We start from the raw sequence: 17,697 nt of genomic DNA, 5'->3' as shown, positions 1-17,697 counted from the left end.
GACGCTCTCGATATCGAAGGCCGCTAACATTGAAGGTTTACAGACCAGAGATCGATGGCTTGAGGGCCATATCGGTTATAGCCGTTATCCTTTATCACGCCGAGTTCACCGTCGCCGGCCGCACGCTGCTTCGAGGCGGGTACATTGGCGTCGATGTATTTTTTGTGATCAGCGGCTTCCTGATCTCCAAAATCTTGCTAACAGAACTCGAAGCTACAGGGCGCATTGATTTCCTCAAGTTCTATGCCCGGCGAGCGCGACGAATCCTGCCCGCGCTGTTCGCGGTCGTTCTCACGACAATGCCCTTCGCCTACTGTTTGTTGTTGCCGTCGGAGCTCCTGGACTACGCCAACTCCATAGGCTCGTCGCTCCTGTTTGGATCGAATATCTATTTCTATTCTACGGCGGCTTTGTACGGAGAGCCCAGCACCCTTCTCAAGCCCTTTCTGCACACTTGGTCGTTGAGCGTCGAGGAGCAATTTTATATCGGATTTCCGGTCTTATTGCTGATCGTGCGCCGATACCTGAGATCAAGGTTTTTGCCGTGCGTGTTGCTGGTGGCATCCCTCAGCTTTGTATTGTGTGTCGTAACGGTACGGTATGATCAGCAACAGGCCTTTTACTCGCCACTCACCCGGGCCTGGGAACTGCTGGCCGGAACACTTCTCGCCTATCACGAGGTGAGGCGTGGGCGAACTCGGCCTCGGCCTTTGCTCGCGGCAGCCGGGTTTGTACTCGTTCTTGGTTCGCTCATCCTGTTCAGAAAGGGCACGGTTCACCCCGGCCTGTTGACTGCGATCCCAGTCATCGGGACCTGTCTGGTGCTCGCATTCGCCGGCCATCAGAACGCAGTCGGGCGCCTGTTGGCTTCTCGGCCTGCGGCGCTCACCGGACTGGTATCCTACTCTTTATATCTATGGCATTACCCGATCTTCGCCTTCTGGCGGCAGACAGACCTGCACTTCAGCAATGGCGATAAGTTTCTTGCCGTCGCAGTCACGGTCCTGGTCGCGGTCGTGAGCTTTGTCGTCGTCGAAAAGCCCCTTCGCCACACCAGGAAAAGCCGCGCTCTCTGGATCACCCTGAGCTCATCAGTGGCAACCATCACGGCTGCTGTCGTGTCAGCAGTCTCTATGGCGGGCTTTCCCCACAGGTTGGATGAAGTCTATCCACCTCTCGCGCAGACGAACGAAGCACGGCTCGAAAGCACTTTTCACAGCCTGAACAACGACATCCAACCTGGGAAGCCCATTATTTTCATAATTGGGGACTCGCACGCCAGAAACTGGTCAATCGCGCTGAAAAATTACATCGATGCCGACCGGTATGAAATCGTGTCAATCAGCTACTTAAACTGCCTGGTCGAGATCAAGAACGATATCGTCAAGGCCCCCTCTCGCGCCAGCATTTACGATCAGTACTGCATTCCCTTCGAAAAATACGTCAACGACAAAGCATTGCTCAGCCGAACGAAAGCGATTTTCCTTACGAGCCTTCGGCCTTTTGAGTACACCGTCAACCCCTTCAGGTTCGAGCTTATTTCCTGGATGAAAAGCCACTCGGATAACGCGCGAGTTTTCGTTTTCGGAAATTATTTCCAGCTCGAGGAATCGCAGTCGTGCCTGGGGCTCATGTTTCAGAGAAAATCCGATGCCTCCATATGCCTGCGGGAAGCGAGCTATCCGCCGGCCAACCAGCCCTTGGAGCAACTGCCATTTTTCCCATCTGACCTTGCATTCACCTACGTCGACATCGTCAAGCTTCACTGCGATTACAACAAGGAGAAATGCCTCACCAGCAGCAGGGGTGTTCCGTTCATCACAGACTGGAACCATCTGACAGCGGAATTTCTGACAACCCTGATCGGTGACATTCTGGAAAAGAGAACCGCCGACCTACGGGTCGACGGTCTGCTCGATTTCCTGGTGCCGCCGCACGCCAGACAATCCGAACGAACTGCAAGTTCCCAGCCGAACGACGGTCCGACGTCTTCGGCATCTCCATAAGATTGAGCGGCGAGACGCCGGGCAGTATTGCCGGCTCTGATTGCGCTGGAAGCGGTAGAGCCACCATGTAGTTCTGCGTCCACTCAGTGGCATGCGTGAAAGAATACTCTCAGATTGCAAAACCGCGGACGTGATGAAGAACGCCGACAAGCTTAGATATGCGATGTCTGGTTGAAAATTTATCACTTATCGCAGCGTCGGAAAAATGGTGAACTGTTCAACTCAATAGGAGCGACGTCAAAGATAATTATCCATTATCTTGGCTGCCGAATTGAAGCAATAATGAGCAGAATCCAAGGAACTTCTTCAAAGCAGGTTCGTTAGCAGAGTGGATGTGATCGTCGCTTAGCCGAGGTCGCATCTGTCCTTTCCAAACCTTACCGGCCCCGCCAATCCAACGGGGCCTTTTTTCAGGGTTACTTTGTTCTGTACGGCACCGTACCGCAACTCTTTGCCACCCGCGGCCGTTAATCGCTCCGGATCGCGCAGAGGGAGCTCTCCTGTCTCCGCGCGCACCCCTGTTACTCTGTGCGATCCAACAATCCCTCAGGACATCGTCCCACGATCCGGGTGTGCCCGGGTAAGCCGACTATCGCTCGCCGCCCCAGATGATCCGACCGCCATAGCGATAAACTGATCGCTGCGCCTCACGACAGCTTGTCGGCGCAGGCTGATGGCCGGCAGGACGATCATCGAACCAGACCCGGCAGCGCCCCGGCGGCGGCAAATGTCCGCGGGGAATAAGGAATAGCGCCAGGAATCGTCACGGGGATCCAAGGCGTGGTAAGAGCCTTTGCCGCTCTCGTCCTTGTAGGGATCGGCAGGCGCGGGTGAGGCAACCAAAGTGACGGCACCGGCAAGAAGAAGATATTTCAACATCGGCATACCTCGCAGTCTTGTCACAGCTGCCTTCTCATATGCGCGCTGGTTGCCGGAACGAAATGCGCGGATGCCGATGGCGCGGAGAAGCTTGCCAGCTCAGTGGGCAACCGCAATCACGGGAATACCGGCTTCTTCCGCAGCGAGAATGAGTGCGGCGCGCGCCACATCTGGCGGGATATTGCCCTGGATGGCATCGAGGCATGTTTTTACAGCCGCTATATATTCTCGGCCATCGCCCGTCGGCCAGCCGTTGATCAGGGCATCGGCAACATCACTCAATGACCGAACCAGCCTGTGCTCTTCCTGACCGCTCATCACAAGCATCAGAGGAGCGAAATCTTCGCTTCTGCGCCAATCCACCATACCGACTGCCTGCATTGCCATTCGTTCCTTAACCTCACAAGAAGCCTCCATCCGCTGGAGAACGGGATCGCCAGATTGACGCTTCGCCGGGATGTGCCGCTGGCGTTGGCGAGAGCGACCAAGACCTTCCCGATGTCCCTTCAACAGGACGGGAAGCATCTAAGGCAAATGATGGCGGGGGGAAGCCGGACCTAAGTCGGACTGGCAGGCCGGCACCCGCTATTTATATTAGCTTCATGTAACTTGTAGATCCGTGGAGGGGCGGAACAGGAGGAGGAGATGAAATTCGGCCCCGATAATAACAGCCATGAAGAACGCTGCCCGCAAGGCCACAGTTCGGCAGCGACCATCGCAACGATCGAAGCGGCCATTTCCGCTGATCGCGACATCGACAGCAGCGCCATCGAGGTGAGGATGCTCGGTCCTGTCGTGCTGCTCGAAGGCTATATAACGAAGCCTGCCGACCGGGAAAAAGCCATTTCGCTTGCGGCAATGATCGTCGGTGAAGAGAACGTGCACGACCGGATGTTGAGCCGTTTCCCGACGCAATAGCTAGCGGAAACCGATTGGGCTAGGACTAAGGTCGGCTACGCCCCGGCCTCAAGTCCTAGCCCTGGAACACATCCTCCATTTGCCAGTTGCAACCTCCAGCGGAACAAACCGCGCCAAAGGAGGAAAACAAATGAATATCAAAGCAGTAACAACTGCCGCCGGCGTCCTGCTGGCGTCGGCTTCTGCCTTTGCGCAACAGTCGACGGTCACAGGTGCAGTCGGTGGCGCGGCAACGGGCGCGATCGTCGGCGGCCCGGTCGGCGCTGCTGTCGGCGGCATTGTCGGCGGCGTCGCAGGCAGCATCATCGATCCGCCGCCGCCAAAGGTGGTGACCTATGTCGAGCAGGCTCCGGCGCCTGCTGAACGCATCGTGGTGAAGGAAAGGGTCGTCGTCGGGCAGCCTCTGCCGGAGACCGTCGTCGTGACGCCGATTCCGGATGATCCGAAATATGCCTATGCGATCGTCAACGATCAGCGTGTGATCGTCGAACCTTCCTCGCGGACGGTCATCCAGGTCATCGAGTGACCGACCGGCGGCACCGGACCGCCATTCCAGACAATCAGGGGCGCGCATGCGACGCATGGGAATGCGGGCGGGATCGCGCGTCCAAACTTCGGAGATTGATGATGAAAAGCACCCACCTCACCATGCTTGTCGCAGCGCTGTCACTCAGCGTATCGCCGCTTGCGACACTGCCGGCCGCGGCCCAGCAGGACACCCAAAAGAGCGGCCAGACTCAGTCCGGTTCTCAAAGCACGGATTCCGGTTCGCAGGCCGGCTCCGGCCAGACGGGTGCCGAGTGCACCCCCGACGCTTCCGGAGCCTGCCCGCAGGGTCAGTCGACGCAGCAGCAGCCCGGCCAGGGTTCCGAGACTGAGAAGAGCGCCGAGCAGCCTTCGACGGATAGCAAATCTTCGGCGGGAACTACATCCGGATCGCAAGATGCCAGCGGCGGTACGACCACTGAACAGAAGCCCGCCGCCAAATCCGGCAGCACGGATAGCAGCGGCGCAGCCACCACAGGCACGAGCGGAAGCGCTGCCACGCAGAGCGGCGATGCGAAGCAGCCGGCCGATCAGAACGCGACGACGACAAACAAGAGCTCGTCCGAAACGAATGTCGACAGCAGCACGACGACGAACAACCAGACGAACACCACGACTAACGTCAACATCTCGGTCGAGCAGCAGACGGAAATTCGCACTGTCGTAAAGGAGGTGCGTGTCGAGCCAGTGAAGGAAGTGGACTTCACAGTCTCCGTCGGGGTGAAAATCCCGCAGAAAGTGCGGCTTGAACCGCTGCCGCCGCGCGTCGTGAAGATCCTTCCGCAATATGAAGGCTACCGCTTCTTCATCCTTGCGGATGGCCGGATCGTCATCGTCGATCCCGATGCTCTGACGATCGTCTATATCATCACGGCGTAACCAGCAGGAGGTCCCGGCGGCGCCGTTTTCGCCGCCGGCCCGCACCCCTGTGTACGCACATTGAGTGACTCGCGTTCCTCCCGGCTTGAGCGTTTACTTGACGGGTCTGGCGGAGGAAGCAGACCATGGCCATGTATCTCACACGCTTCAGCTACACGCCCGAGACCTGGGCGCGCATGATCGAAAAGCCCGAGGATCGCCGCGAGGCGGCACGCAGCTACATCGAATCCGTGGGCGGCAAACTCCATGGGTTCTGGTACGCCTTCGGCGAGCATGACGGGTGGAATTTATGGGAGGCGCCCGACAACGTGTCGATGGCGGCCGTGACGCTCGCCATTGGGGCCGGCGGCGCGCTGAGCTCGATCGAGACCACTGTGCTCCTCGATGTCGAGGATACGATCCGGGCCCTGGAAAAGGCAAAGTCGATCCGGTACCGCCCGCCGGCAGCGTAGGCAGCGGCAGAATCAAGCGCGCCGCGACCTTTCGGATCCGCTCGCGCTTCAGCTCATTGTTTACGCATGCTGCTGTCGCAGGACCGCAGCCTACTCGCTCTGCCTGAAATTCCGGATCCGGTCGAACAGCACCGCCAGCACGATCGCGCCGCCGATAAAGGTCCCCTGCCAGAAGGCGTTGATGCCGAGCAGGCCGAGGCTATTGCGGATCACTTCGATCAGCGCCGCGCCGACGAGGGCGCCGAAGGCGGTGCCGACGCCGCCGGCGAGATTGGCGCCGCCGATGACGGCGGCCGCGATGACCTGGAGCTCCATGCCGGCGCCGATATTGGTGGTGACGGCGCCGAGCCAGCCGGTCTGGACGATGCCGGCAATGCCGGCCGACAGCGCCGAGATCATGTAGACGGCGACCTTGATGCGGCGCACGGGAACGCCGGTCAGCGTGGCGGCATGCTCATTGCCGCCGATTGCGAAAACATAGCGGCCGAAGCGCGTCCAGCGCAGCACGAAGCCGGTCAGAAGCGCCAGAACGATCATATACAGGACCGGATTGGCAATGCCGAGGAACCAGGCGCCGCCGCCGAGCGCCAGGAGCTGGTCATGATCGGGCCCGAACTGGAAGACGACGGTGTTGTTGGAGGCGACCATGGCGAGGCTGCGCGCGATGGACAGCATGCCGAGCGTCACCACGAAGGGCGGGAAATCGAGATAGGCGATCATCACGCCATTGAAAGCGCCGACGATAAGCGCCGTCCCGATCGCCGCCGCTATGCCGATTTCGATGCTGTAGCCGGCATTCATGGTGACCGCGAGCACCATGCTGCAGAGGCAGAGCACCGACCCGACCGAGAGATCGATGCCGCCGGTGATGATGACGAGCGTCATTCCGAGCGCGATGATGGCGACGAAGGTGACGTTTCGGGTGATGTTATAGAGGTTCTTCGCCGTCGCGAAGGAATCCGTGGCGAAGGACAGGAAGATGCAGGCGAGAATGACGGCGATCAGCACCCAGAAGGTCTGGCTGCCGACGAACTCCGAAAGCCGGCTTCGCTCTCTCTGCGCAATCGTCTGATCGAGGGTAACTGCCATTGCTGACCTTCTTTTCTGCCCGTGGCGCGCCGCTCAAACCTGTTCGATGGCGCCTGTTATGAGACCCGTCACTTCCTCCGGCGAACTCGCCGCAATCGATTTGTCGGCGACCTTGCGGCCGCGGCGCATGACGATCACCCGGTCGGCGACGGTGAAGACGTCGGGCATGCGATGGCTGATCAGCACGACCGCGATGCCGCGGTCGCGCAGCTCGCGGATGAGATTCAGGACCTCAGCCACCTGGCGGACCGATATCGCGGCCGTCGGCTCGTCCATCAGAACGATCTTCGCCTCCGACAGCATGGTGCGGGCGATCGCCACCGCCTGCCGCTGGCCGCCCGACATCTGCTTGACGAGGTCGCGCGGGCGGGTTTCCGATTTCAGCTCCTTGAAGATCTCGCCGGCCCGCCGATACATCGTCTTGTAATCGAGGATGCGGAACGGGCCGACGCCGCGGCGCAGCTCCCGACCGAGGAAGACGTTGGCGGCTGCCGTCAGATTGTTGCAGAGCGCCAGATCCTGATGGACGATTTCGATACCATGCTGGCGCGCCTCGACCGGCCGATGCATGACGATTTCCTTTCCGTCCAGCCGCATCGTGCCTTCGCTCGGCCGGAAGTTGCCGGCGATCATCTTGACCAGCGTGCTCTTGCCGGCGCCGTTGTCGCCCATCAGGCCGACGACCTGGCCGGCTTCGAGCGTGAACGACACGTCGTTGACCGCCTGGATGGCGCCGAAATGCTTGGAAATATTGGTGAGTTCGAGAACCGCTGCCAGCCGACCACCCTCCCCTGATACCGCAGACTTGCCGCCGCGGCCCGCTGGCCGTCAGACGCCTACGATCTCGCTTTGCCAAGCTCCTCCCGGAAAAGCGATTATGTTCATTTACGCAAATGCCTGAAGAATCGTCAATCAATTGTCCGCGTAAAGGGGCCGCCAAAGCAAAAATCTACTTCGCCGCGCAAATACCGATTGACGCCGCAAACGCGTAGATATTAGCTGTTGCTGGGAGAGAGAGCATGCTGATCCTTGTCACCGGGGCTACGGGCAAGGTCGGGCGGCGCTTCATAACTGGGCTGCTTGACGAGCCGCGATTTTCCAAAGCACGCATTCGCGCGCTATGCCACAATCGTGTGCTTGAAGAGACGGACCGTATCGATGTTGTCAAGGGCTCGATCGCCGACAGCGCCGTCGTTGCAGCGGCGATGCAAGGTGTCACCCATGTGCTGCATCTCGCCACCTGCAAGGAAACGCCCGACGACGTGATCGACGTGACGGTCAAGGGGCTGTTCTGGCTGCTCGAAACCTTTCGCTTAAGCCCCACAGCGCGGCAATTCATTCTCATCGGCGGCGATGCCGGCATCGGCCATTTCTTCTATCGCCATGACGGGCCAGTGACCGAAAAGACGCCGCATCGCGCCTATCCCGGCTGCTACGCGCTCTCCAAGGTGCTGGAAGAGGTGATGCTAGAGCAATTCGCCATCCAGTACGGCATCAACAGCTGCTGCCTGCGCGCGCCCTGGATCATGGAGAAAGACGATTTCAAGTTCACCCTCTCCTTCGGCGACGATGTCTTCGGCGGGCCTGATTGGAAGAGCCTGGTGCCGCCGGCCGATGCGGCGCGTTACGCGCGTGACGGCACGGTGCCGCTGCTGCGCGACGCCGACGGGCAGCCGCTGAAGCGCAATTTCGTCCATGTCGACGATTTGGTCTCCGCGATAATGGCGGCGATCGACAATCCGCGCGCCGTGGGCCAGCTCTTTAACATCGCGATGGACCGGCCGGTCGATTACGGCGAGGTCGCCGCCTATCTCGCCCGCACGCGCGGGCTCGGCTCCGTCGACATCTCGAGCGAATATCACTCGAACTGGATGGACAACAGCAAGGCGAAGTTCCTGTTGGACTGGCGCCCCGTCTACGATCTGGAAAAGCTCATCGATTCAGCCTGGGAATACCGGCGTTCGGGGGAGGAGCCTCGTATCGTCTGGTATCCCGGTTGATAACAGGGCGGGCGAAGGCGCCCGTCTTTCCACAAAGGGAGGAAGCTATGAGGAAGGCATTATTGCTGGCTGCCGCTGCAGTCGTGGCGTTCACGGCCGGCGAGGCCATGGCCGCCAAGAAGCAGCTCGTCATCGTCGTCAAGGGCCTCGACAACCCGTTCTTCGAGGCGATCAACCAGGGCTGCCAGAAGTGGAACAAGGAAAACGCTTCGGCCGAATATGAATGCTTCTATACCGGCCCGGCATCGACTTCGGACGAGGCCGGCGAGGCGCAGATCGTCCAGGATATGCTCGGCAAGGCCGATACGGCAGCAATCGCCATCTCGCCGTCCAACGCCAAGCTGATCGCCCAGACGCTGAAGACGGCAAATCCGAGCGTTCCCGTCATGACCCTCGATGCGGATCTTGCGGCGGAAGATTCTGCGTTGCGCAAGACCTATCTCGGCACCGACAACTATCTGATGGGGGCGAGGATCGGCGAATACATCAAGAAGGCCAAGCCGAACGGCGGCAAGATCTGCACCATCGAAGGCAATCCCGGCGCCGACAACATCCTGCGCCGCGCCCAGGGCATGCGCGATACGCTGAGTGGCCAGAAGGATCTCCCCGCATTGAAGGGCGAAGGCGGCTGGACCGAGGTGGCCGGCTGCCCAGTCTTCACCAATGACGACGGCGCCAAGGGCGTGCAGGCGATGACCGACATCCTCGCCGCCAATCCCGATCTCGACGCCTTCGGCATCATGGGCGGCTGGCCGTTGTTCGGCGCACCGCAGCCCTATCGCGACCTGTTCAAGCCGATGGCTGACAAGATCGCCAAGAACGAGTTCGTCATCGGCGCCGCCGATACGATCGGCGAAGAGGTGGCGATCGCCAAGGAAGGTCTGGTGACGGCGCTCGTCGGCCAGCGGCCCTTTGAAATGGGCTACAAGGCGCCAAGCGTGATGATGGATCTCATCGCCGGCAAGCCGGTCGAGGATCCAGTCTTCACCGGGCTCGACGAGTGCACCAAGGACACGGTCGACACCTGCATCCAGAAATGACGCCTCAATCGGAGCGCCCATTCCGGTGGGCGCTCCCCGGATTACCCTTCGACTTGCGAAAAGATCCAGTCCGAAAAGGCGCGCATGGCCGGCGTGACCGGCCGCGACTGCAGGCGTGTCAGCCAGTAGCTTCCGAGCGAGATGGCTGTGGCGAAGGGCTGGACGATCGCGCCCGAGCAAAGGTGCCGTGAAAACATCGCGGGTGGGGCGAGCGCCACGCCGAGCCCCTGGAGAGCCGCCTCCATCATGCCGACCGAGGAATCGAAGACGATGCCGGCATTGACCTGGTCGGCCGGCGGCACGCCTGCGGCCTGGAACCAGGTGCTCCACTCGTCCGTCCGGTAGCTGCGAAGCAGTGTCGCCCCGGCAAGGTCTGCCGGCGATCGGAGATCGTCGGCGAGTTTCGGGATGCAGAGCGGCGAAAGCGGCGCCTCGAACAGGCGCCGCGCCTCCGTGCCGTGCCATGAGCCGCTGCCGAAACGGATGGCGAAGTCGAGCCCTTCCGCCGCCGGATCGACGCGGTTGTTGTTGGTGGAAATCCGCAGGTCGATGAAGGGGTGCCGGCGCTGGAAATCCGCAAGCCGCGGCAGGAGCCAGCCGACGGCGAAGGTTCCGACGACGCCGAGGAACATGAGTTCGCGCACCTGCCCGGCCTCGATCCTGTCGAGCGTCGTCGCCATCTGGTCGAAGGAGGCGGTCACCGTCGGCAGCAGCGCCTCGCCTTCCGCGGTGATCTTCAGACCACGCGGGAGGCGCTGGAAAAGCGCCACCCCCAACCGCTTCTCCAAGCCTTTCACCTGCTGGCTCACGGCCGCCTGGGTGACGCAAAGCTCGATCGCGGCGCGGGTGAAGCTCAGATGCCGCGCGGAGGCTTCGAAGGCTCTGAGGCCGTTCAGGGGAAGGAATTGCCGAACCATGTGCGCCCTAGAAATTCTTATGGCTGCTGCGAGATATCATCGTTTGTCGTCATAAAACAGGGCAGCTAAATCCCCTTCCCGGGCGCATTTTTTTCGCTTGTATCGACCGCCCTGACGATTTGGAGATAATTGATATGAAGAAGGTTGGGATAGGAATCTTATCGGCCGCCTTGATCTCGGCATGCACCTGCACAAGCGGCTTTGCCGCCGATGCCGCGAAAGTGAAGGCGATCGCCGACGCCGCGATCAAGCCGGTCATGGATAAAAACGCCATTCCAGGTGTTGCCCTCGGCATCATCGTCGACGGAGAGCAGCATGTCTTCACCTATGGCGTCGAATCGAAGGAGACGGGCAGGCCGGTGGCGCCGACCACGCTTTTCGAACTCGGCTCGATCAGCAAAACCTTCACCGCGACGCTGGCATCTTACGCTGAAGCGAAGGGCGAACTTTCGCTTGAAGACACGGTGGGCACATATCTGCCGGCGATGAAGGAAAAGCCGTTCGGCGAGGTCGAACTGATCGATCTCGCAACCCATGCCGCCGGCGGATTTCCGCTGCAACTGCCCGACGACGTGAAGACCGAAAAGCAGCTGCTTTCCTATTTCGCAGCCTGGCAGCCCTCCTACGCGGCTGCTACGCAAAGAAGTTACGCCAATCCGAGCATCGGCATGCTGGGCTATATCACCGCCAAAGCCATGGGCGACGATTTCGCCGCCCTGATGGAAGGCAAACTGTTTGCCGCTCTCGGATTGAAGAACACCTATATTAATGTGCCGAAGTCGCGGCTCGCCGATTATGCTCAAGGATATAAGCGCACCGGCGAACCGGCGCGGCTGACGCCGGCCCTGCTCTCCTCTGAAGCCTACGGCGTAAGATCCACGGCCGGCGACATGGTCCGCTTCGTCGGCGCCAATATGGGCTTGGTCAAGCTCGACGGCACGCTGCAGCAGGCGATTGCAAGGACCCATACCGGATATTTCAGCGTCGGGGCGATGACCCAGGATCTGATCTGGGAGCAATATGCCTATCCAGCGGTTTTGGCGAGCCTGCTCGAGGGCAATTCGGCCGCGATGCTGAAGACCATTCCTGTGTCTGAACTACGGCCGCCGATGAAACCGCGTGACGATGTCTGGATCAACAAGACAGGCTCGACCAACGGTTTCGGGGCCTATGTCGCCTTCATTCCGAAGGAACGCCTTGGAATCGCCATCCTGGCCAACAAAAATTATCCCAACGAAGATCGGATCGCCGCGGCCTATCAGATATTGACCGCACTTGCGGCCGACTGATCGCAAATAGGCGCAGTCGGCGTGACGGACGCCGGAGCCAGCTGTCCGCGCGTATTTGAAGCACACGGAGGGCAACGTACGAACGCAAAGTGCTCGTCTCGAGTCGGACCTTAGCCCGATGCGCGACTGTGCCCTTGTGATAGAGAACGCTTGGTGGCTGACGGATATGCTGTGGCCGAGCCGGACACAGCATATGTCCCGGAGTCCGCAACCTCGGCCCGCAGTAAACTTGGTGATACTACCGTGGGTATTGCAGATGAATAATTAAGATTAACGCGCGAGTATTTCTTAGAATTTCTCGAAGCAATTGCCAGCCCTTATAGGGAATGCTAATAAACAATTACCTTTCTTTAAGTCATCAGGGGCAATGCAAATGAAAACTGTATTGATTTCGGGCGGAGCGGGGTTCATTGGATCGCATCTGTGCGACCGACTTCTACTCCGGACGGACGTTGAGAAACTGGTAGTTGTCGACAATCTTTGGACCGGACTTCTTGAAAACATCGAGCACATCCGGGACCCGCGTTTCCACTTCGTGAAATCGGATGTCGAAACCCTGCAGACCTCCGATCAATTCGACGAAATCTACCATCTTGCCTCTCCCGCATCGCCGCCCTGGTATATGAAGGAGCCGAAGCGAACGATTTCGGCTAATCTTCTTGGGGCGATGCGACTTCTCGACCTCCTGAAGAAAGGCGGCCGCTTCGGCTTCACCTCCTCTTCCGAAGTCTATGGCGACCCGCTGGTCTCGCCGCAGCCGGAATCCTACAAGGGTCAGGTCGACTGTACCGGGCCGCGCTCTTCCTATGACGAGAGCAAGCGCTGCACGGAATCGCTGCTGTTCGAGATGCAGCGCACCCAGGGGCTTGACGTCAAGGTCATCCGTCCCTTCAACATTTACGGCCCCCGCACCCGCGCCGACGATGGGCGTGCGGTCTCCAACTTCATAACCCAGGCGCTTTCGGGCCGGCCGATCACCGTCTTCGGTGATGGTCTCCAGTCCCGCAGTTGGGGCTATGTCGACGATATCGTCGACGGCTTCGCCCGCTATTTCTGGATAAACGAAACTGACTATAAGGGGCCCTTGAACATCGGCAACGATCGCGAGATCTCGGTTCTCGAGGTCGCGCAATATGTCTCCCGCCTCGTCGGCGGCGCGCCGATCGTTTTCGAGCCGTCACCCCCGCAGGATCCCACCAACCGTCGGCCGGACCTCAGCAGGGCAAACTACGTGATGCCCGAATGGTCGTGCAAGGTCAGTTACGAACAAGGCGTGGCCCTGACGCTCGAATGGTTCAAGGAGAGAATGAAGGCCGACAAGCAATCATCAAGGCTGCGCAGCGCGCATCGTTGATGCCGGCCCGTCGGAGCCTCGCCGCGTCCTTCCGGACTCGCGAAGGTTGCTCCGATTTCCTCAACTAACGCATCGTGCTTTCCGGAGATCGATCCTGATGAGGCGCGATGCGCAGAGCTCAAAGGTGCGATCGAGAGTGTGTTGATGCGAGTACTAATTCCATCTGATCTCAAGGACATAAATTTTCCCGTACCAATTCACTATCTCGATCTCGCCTCGGTTGACGTCGATGCCGTTTCGCCCGCCCTTTCAGAAGGGCTTGCTGTCTTTCTGTCGGATGGCCTTCCTGTCGGACAGGCCTATGTTGAAGCGCCTGAGAAAGCATCTGCGTTGGCTGAGCGTGTCGTCCAGCGCGTTACGCTCGACCATGCGCGCCAGGTAGCGCAAACTCCCCTCAACAATCGCGACGTCAGCATTCTTATCTGCACCAAGGACCGGCCGGAGGAACTGCGCCGTTGCCTGGCTTCGATCCCGGAACAATCGCTTCGTCCTGTCGAAATTATCGTGGTGGACAATGCCTCCGCCGGGGACGCGACCCGTCGCGTCGTCGAGGAAGCGGGCGCAACCTACGTCCGTGAAGACCGGGTCGGGCTGGATCATGCCCGCAATGCCGCCATCCGTGCGGCAAAAACCGAATTCGTCGCCTTCACCGACGACGATGTGGTCCTCCACCGGGAATGGCTGCAGAACCTGATGAAGGCGTTTGACCGTCCGGACATCGGCTGCGTAACCGGCCTGATCCTTCCCGGAGAACTCGCAACCCCGGCGCAATTCATCTTCGAAAAACACTGGAGTTTCGGCAGAGGCTATATCAGGCAGGATTTCACCAAGGATTTCTATAACAGCCATGCGCGCTTTGGCGCGCCGGTCTGGACGATCGGCGCCGGCGCAAGCCAGGCCTTCCGCCGCAAGGTCTTCGATGAGATCGGCCTGTTCGACGTTCGCCTGGACATGGGCGCCGCCGGCTGTTCCGGCGACTCCGAATATTGGAACCGGCTCCTTCATCATGGCCATGTCTGCCGTTATGAACCGACCGCCGTGTCGTGGCATTTTCATCGCAAGGATATGAAGGGACTCGCCAGGCAGATCTACCAATATATGAGCGGCCATGTCGCGGCCCTGCTGGTGCAGTATCAGAACACCGGCAACCGCGCCAATCTGCGGCGCATCCTCATTTCCTTTCCGAAATATTATGCCGGACGGCTGCGCAAACGCCTGCGCAAGGGTGCCACGTCGAACGATTTCTTTCTGAGGCAGGAAATGCTCGGAAGCATCAATGGCGCGCTCTACGTTCTGCGCCGATGGAAGATGCCCGCATGGTGAGCGCCGCGACGCCGGATATTTCCTTCCTCATCCCTGCCTATAATGCAGAGGATACGCTCGCAGAATGTCTCATCAGCCTGCAGCGGCAGACGCGGACGAATTGGCAGGCGGTGGTGGTTGACGACGGTTCGAGCGACCGCACCTGGGAGGTTCTTCAAGGCATCGCCGCAACGGACGTCCGCATTCTCCCCGTCCGCCAGCCGAACGCCGGTGCGGCGGCAGCGCGAAACCATGCCGCGCGTCTGGCGGCCGCGCCCCTGCTCTGTATGCTCGACGCCGACGACTGGTTAGATTCGACCTTCATCGAAAACATGCAACCAGTGGCCGAGGATGGATCTCGGCCCGTTATCGCTTTCTGCGCCTATCGCAGGGTGGCCCCGGACGGGCGCATGATGCGGGTGGAGCAGCCGCCCGTCCTTGCGGGCGACGCCGCCAAGCGCGAGTTCTCGTCCTTCTGCGCGCTCGCCATTCATACCGTCGTCTTTCCCAAGAGCCTCTTCGAGGGAATAGGAGGCATGGACGAGACCCTGCAGACCTGCGAGGACTGGGATCTCTGGCTGCGTATGGCTTTTGCGGGCGCCGAATTCCGCCGTGTCGACGCTTGCTTGGCTTTCTATCGAATGAAGACTGGCTCTCTCTCCGGCGATCCTTTCAAAATGGTGCGTGACGCCATTCGCGTGACGACGAAAGGAGAAGCGCTCCGCATGCAGGAAGGCTTGTTGGCCGAGGGGCCGGAGGCCGGCTGGATTACGCCCGCCGTCAGCCAACTGCGGATGCTCTGCTGGGTCGTTGCGGCAAAACTCGATCCGGCGATGGATATTGCAGCCCTTGCCGCGTTCCTCCCCGAAATGCCGGACGCCGCGGGTTATGAGAGCTTTTTTGCCGGCGTCATTCTGCACGGCTTGGAGACGGGGCTTTTGCCCGAGCGGGCCGACGATTTGATCGATGCGCTTGCCAAATGGCAGCCGATTTTCCTCCTGCTCATCCAGCTGATTCAGCGTCATTCCTTGCCCGGCACCGGTCGCAAGATCATCGAGGCCGCGGCCTGGCAAATATCCTCCGGAAATCTTCTGCGATCGTTTACGCTCGGCAATGTCAGGGTTGTCAGCGTCGAGCTCGGCGCGCTTTCCAGAATTCCCAATGCCGAGCGGGCCGACACACTTGTCATGCACGCCTTCTCAGGCGAACAGCATGTCGGCTCCTTCGTGGGGCCGCTCTGGGGTGATCTTTCGATCCGGGCGCAGATCAGGCTGATCATGAAGGAGATGCAAGCGGTCGAACATCTACAGACGCCGACGACGCTTGCCTATGCCCGTTCCTGGACGACGGAAGCAGTGCGGGGCTTCAGGGCCATCGGCGGTCTCATCATAAGGGACGGCCGCCGTCGAGGACGCCTGAAAAGGCTGTTGGCGCGCATCGCCGGCAATGCCCTCCTTGCCACGGCGCCAGGCGACGAACAGGACAATGACGCCCGGCTGTCCGAGGTTCTGCGGGATCTCCGACGCGGCCTGAGCCCGCGGCTTGCAAAAGCTTCGAATACAGGCCCAAAGGAAGGAACACAAACGGCAGCCCCTCAGTCCGAAGAAGATTATTGGGAGCATATATTCGAACGCCCGGACCCCTGGAATTACGTGTCGGTCTACGAGCAGGTCAAGTACGAGCAGACATTAAGCCTGATCCCGAAAGGGATCGGCAAAGCTCTCGAACTCGCCTGCGCCGAAGGGATATTCACCGACAAGCTAGCGCAGAGGGTTGCCCATCTCACGGCGACTGATATTTCCCAGCGGGCAATCGATCGAGCGATCGATCGATGTCACGACCATCGCAACGTCGAGCTCTACGTTCTCGACTTCGTCAAGAACGATCTCCCGGGCGAACAAGATCTGATCGTCTGTTCCGAAGTCCTTTATTACATGAAGGACGAGGAGACGCTGGCAAACGTCTGCCGCAAGATGGCGGCGGCCTTGAAGCCGAACGGCTACCTGATTACCGCTCATGCGCATATCCGCAGGGACGAAGCCGATCGGACCGGATTCGACTGGGGCAACCCTTTTGGCGTCGGGACGATCAAGAAGGTGTTTGCCGAAGAAATCGGGCTTGCGTTGGAAGAATCGATCGAGACAGATCTTTACGCCATCCATCGGTTTCGGAGAGGACCCGCGACGGCCGCTCCCGTCCTGCGGACCGAGACGCACGGAAGTCCACTGGACGCGGATGTCGCAAAACACGTCATCTGGGGACCTGCCGGTGTAGAACGCGAGGTTGCGTGGGAGACCGAGGTCACGAGCTCCGTTCCCGTTCTGATGTATCACAGGATTGCGGACAAAGGCCCGGCAGCACTCCAACGTTTTCGCACGCCGCCAGCAGTCTTCCGCAAACAGATGCAGTTCCTCCGGCGGCAAGGCTATTACACGGTGACCTCTGAGACCCTGGCCACTCTTCTGCGAAGCGGAAAACCGATTCAAGGCCGCCCGGTGATGCTGACATTCGATGACGCCTACCTGGACTTCCGGACGCACGCCTTCCCCATCCTTGCCGAGAATGACTTCCGAGCCGAGGTGTTTGTTGTCACCGACAAAGTTGGTGGTCGGTCAGACTGGGATTGCGCCTATGGCGAGCCGGCCCCGCTGATGTCCTGGTCGGACATTGAGGCCCTGCATGAACAAGGTGTCAGCTTCAGCTCCCACCTGGCATCGCATGCGCCTGCGACCGCCATGGATAACAAAGACCTGCTCGCCGAAGCCATGGTGTCGCGAAATGCCCTGCAGTGCCGACTTGGAGCCAGCGCTGACGCCATCGCGCTGCCCTATGGGGCGACTGATTTCCGCGTCCCCGGCATTCTGGCGCAGGCCGGCTACGCGATTGCCTTCACGACCCGTCCGGCAACGGCCGCCTTCTCCGATAACCTTTACGCTCTCCCGCGCCTCGAAGTGCGCGGGGATCGCCCCCTTGAAGACTTTCCTGATCTCATCGGCCTGCCGGGCGCCTTTATCGGATGACCAAGC

General features: G+C 60.0%; 15 protein-coding genes. 11 read left to right on the top strand and 4 right to left on the bottom strand.

The genetic code is table 11. The annotated features are described in order from the left end of the window. Positions 1-29: 29 nt before the first annotated feature. Complete coding sequence (locus FFR93_RS08610) at positions 30-2,006, top strand: acyltransferase family protein (protein WP_138392923.1); 1,977 nt, start codon at positions 30-32, stop codon at positions 2,004-2,006. Positions 2,007-2,984: 978 nt separating this feature from the next. Here FFR93_RS08610 and FFR93_RS08605 read toward each other — a convergent pair. Further along, complete coding sequence (locus FFR93_RS08605; protein ID WP_138392922.1) at positions 2,985-3,266, bottom strand: DUF982 domain-containing protein; 282 nt, start codon at positions 3,264-3,266, stop codon at positions 2,985-2,987. Between the two features lie 264 nt (positions 3,267-3,530). On the opposite strand from FFR93_RS08605, the gene FFR93_RS08600 reads away from it, so the two are divergent. The 4 genes from FFR93_RS08600 to FFR93_RS08585 all read left to right on the top strand — a co-directional run bounded on the left by FFR93_RS08600 (position 3,531) and on the right by FFR93_RS08585 (position 5,680). Beyond that, positions 3,531-3,803, top strand: coding sequence for a BON domain-containing protein (locus tag FFR93_RS08600; protein ID WP_138392921.1), 273 nt, complete (start codon positions 3,531-3,533; stop codon positions 3,801-3,803). 130 nt (positions 3,804-3,933) lie between these two features. After that, positions 3,934-4,329: a DUF1236 domain-containing protein gene (locus FFR93_RS08595; protein ID WP_064705882.1), complete on the top strand. Its 396-nt coding sequence runs from the start codon at positions 3,934-3,936 to the stop codon at positions 4,327-4,329. A gap of 101 nt (positions 4,330-4,430) precedes the next feature. Continuing rightward, the gene (locus tag FFR93_RS08590) at positions 4,431-5,228 is read left to right on the top strand and encodes a DUF1236 domain-containing protein (protein ID WP_138392920.1); all 798 of its coding nucleotides are present in this window, start codon (positions 4,431-4,433) and stop codon (positions 5,226-5,228) included. A gap of 125 nt (positions 5,229-5,353) precedes the next feature. Beyond that, positions 5,354-5,680, top strand: a complete 327-nt coding sequence (locus FFR93_RS08585; RefSeq protein ID WP_077989933.1) for a GYD domain-containing protein — start codon at positions 5,354-5,356, stop codon at positions 5,678-5,680. A 90-nt stretch (positions 5,681-5,770) separates the two neighbouring features. Here the strand turns inward: FFR93_RS08585 and FFR93_RS08580 are convergent, their stop codons facing one another. Together FFR93_RS08580 and FFR93_RS08575 are read right to left on the bottom strand one after the other, a co-directional pair. Next, a complete protein-coding gene (locus tag FFR93_RS08580; protein ID WP_138392919.1) occupies positions 5,771-6,769 on the bottom strand; it encodes an ABC transporter permease in 999 nt (332 codons plus the stop codon). Positions 6,770-6,802: 33 nt separating this feature from the next. Beyond that, the gene (locus tag FFR93_RS08575) at positions 6,803-7,546 is read right to left on the bottom strand and encodes an ATP-binding cassette domain-containing protein (protein ID WP_064705886.1); all 744 of its coding nucleotides are present in this window, start codon (positions 7,544-7,546) and stop codon (positions 6,803-6,805) included. Between the two features lie 242 nt (positions 7,547-7,788). Here FFR93_RS08575 and FFR93_RS08570 point away from each other — a divergent pair, with 242 nt between their 5' ends. Together FFR93_RS08570 and FFR93_RS08565 are read left to right on the top strand one after the other, a co-directional pair. Continuing rightward, complete coding sequence (locus FFR93_RS08570; protein ID WP_138392918.1) at positions 7,789-8,769, top strand: NAD(P)-dependent oxidoreductase; 981 nt, start codon at positions 7,789-7,791, stop codon at positions 8,767-8,769. 47 nt (positions 8,770-8,816) lie between these two features. Further along, positions 8,817-9,809, top strand: a complete 993-nt coding sequence (locus FFR93_RS08565) for a sugar-binding protein (protein ID WP_064711414.1) — start codon at positions 8,817-8,819, stop codon at positions 9,807-9,809. Positions 9,810-9,850: 41 nt separating this feature from the next. Here the strand turns inward: FFR93_RS08565 and FFR93_RS08560 are convergent, their stop codons facing one another. Further along, a complete protein-coding gene (locus tag FFR93_RS08560) occupies positions 9,851-10,726 on the bottom strand; it encodes a LysR family transcriptional regulator (protein ID WP_138392917.1) in 876 nt (291 codons plus the stop codon). A gap of 134 nt (positions 10,727-10,860) precedes the next feature. On the opposite strand from FFR93_RS08560, the gene ampC reads away from it, so the two are divergent. From ampC to FFR93_RS08540, 4 genes are all read left to right on the top strand, one after another. Beyond that, positions 10,861-12,015: a class C beta-lactamase gene (ampC, locus tag FFR93_RS08555; protein WP_138392916.1), complete on the top strand. Its 1,155-nt coding sequence runs from the start codon at positions 10,861-10,863 to the stop codon at positions 12,013-12,015. Positions 12,016-12,388: 373 nt separating this feature from the next. After that, positions 12,389-13,369, top strand: coding sequence for an NAD-dependent epimerase/dehydratase family protein (locus tag FFR93_RS08550; RefSeq protein ID WP_138392915.1), 981 nt, complete (start codon positions 12,389-12,391; stop codon positions 13,367-13,369). Between the two features lie 144 nt (positions 13,370-13,513). Next, positions 13,514-14,692 carry a glycosyltransferase gene (locus FFR93_RS08545; protein ID WP_138392914.1) on the top strand — a complete coding sequence of 393 codons (1,179 nt, stop codon included), beginning with the start codon at positions 13,514-13,516 and terminating at the stop codon, positions 14,690-14,692. Next, positions 14,686-17,691: a trifunctional glycosyltransferase/class I SAM-dependent methyltransferase/polysaccharide deacetylase gene (locus tag FFR93_RS08540; RefSeq protein WP_138392913.1), complete on the top strand. Its 3,006-nt coding sequence runs from the start codon at positions 14,686-14,688 to the stop codon at positions 17,689-17,691. The genes FFR93_RS08545 and FFR93_RS08540 overlap by 7 nt, the downstream gene beginning before the upstream one ends. The last annotated feature ends 6 nt before the right edge of the window (positions 17,692-17,697 follow it).

This window comes from Rhizobium sp. MHM7A (assembly GCF_005862215.1).
In the GTDB taxonomy this organism is placed as follows: domain Bacteria; phylum Pseudomonadota; class Alphaproteobacteria; order Rhizobiales; family Rhizobiaceae; genus Rhizobium; species Rhizobium bangladeshense.
The sequence above is the reverse complement of the archived record's forward strand: the minus strand, read 5'-3'. Positions and strand labels throughout refer to the sequence as shown.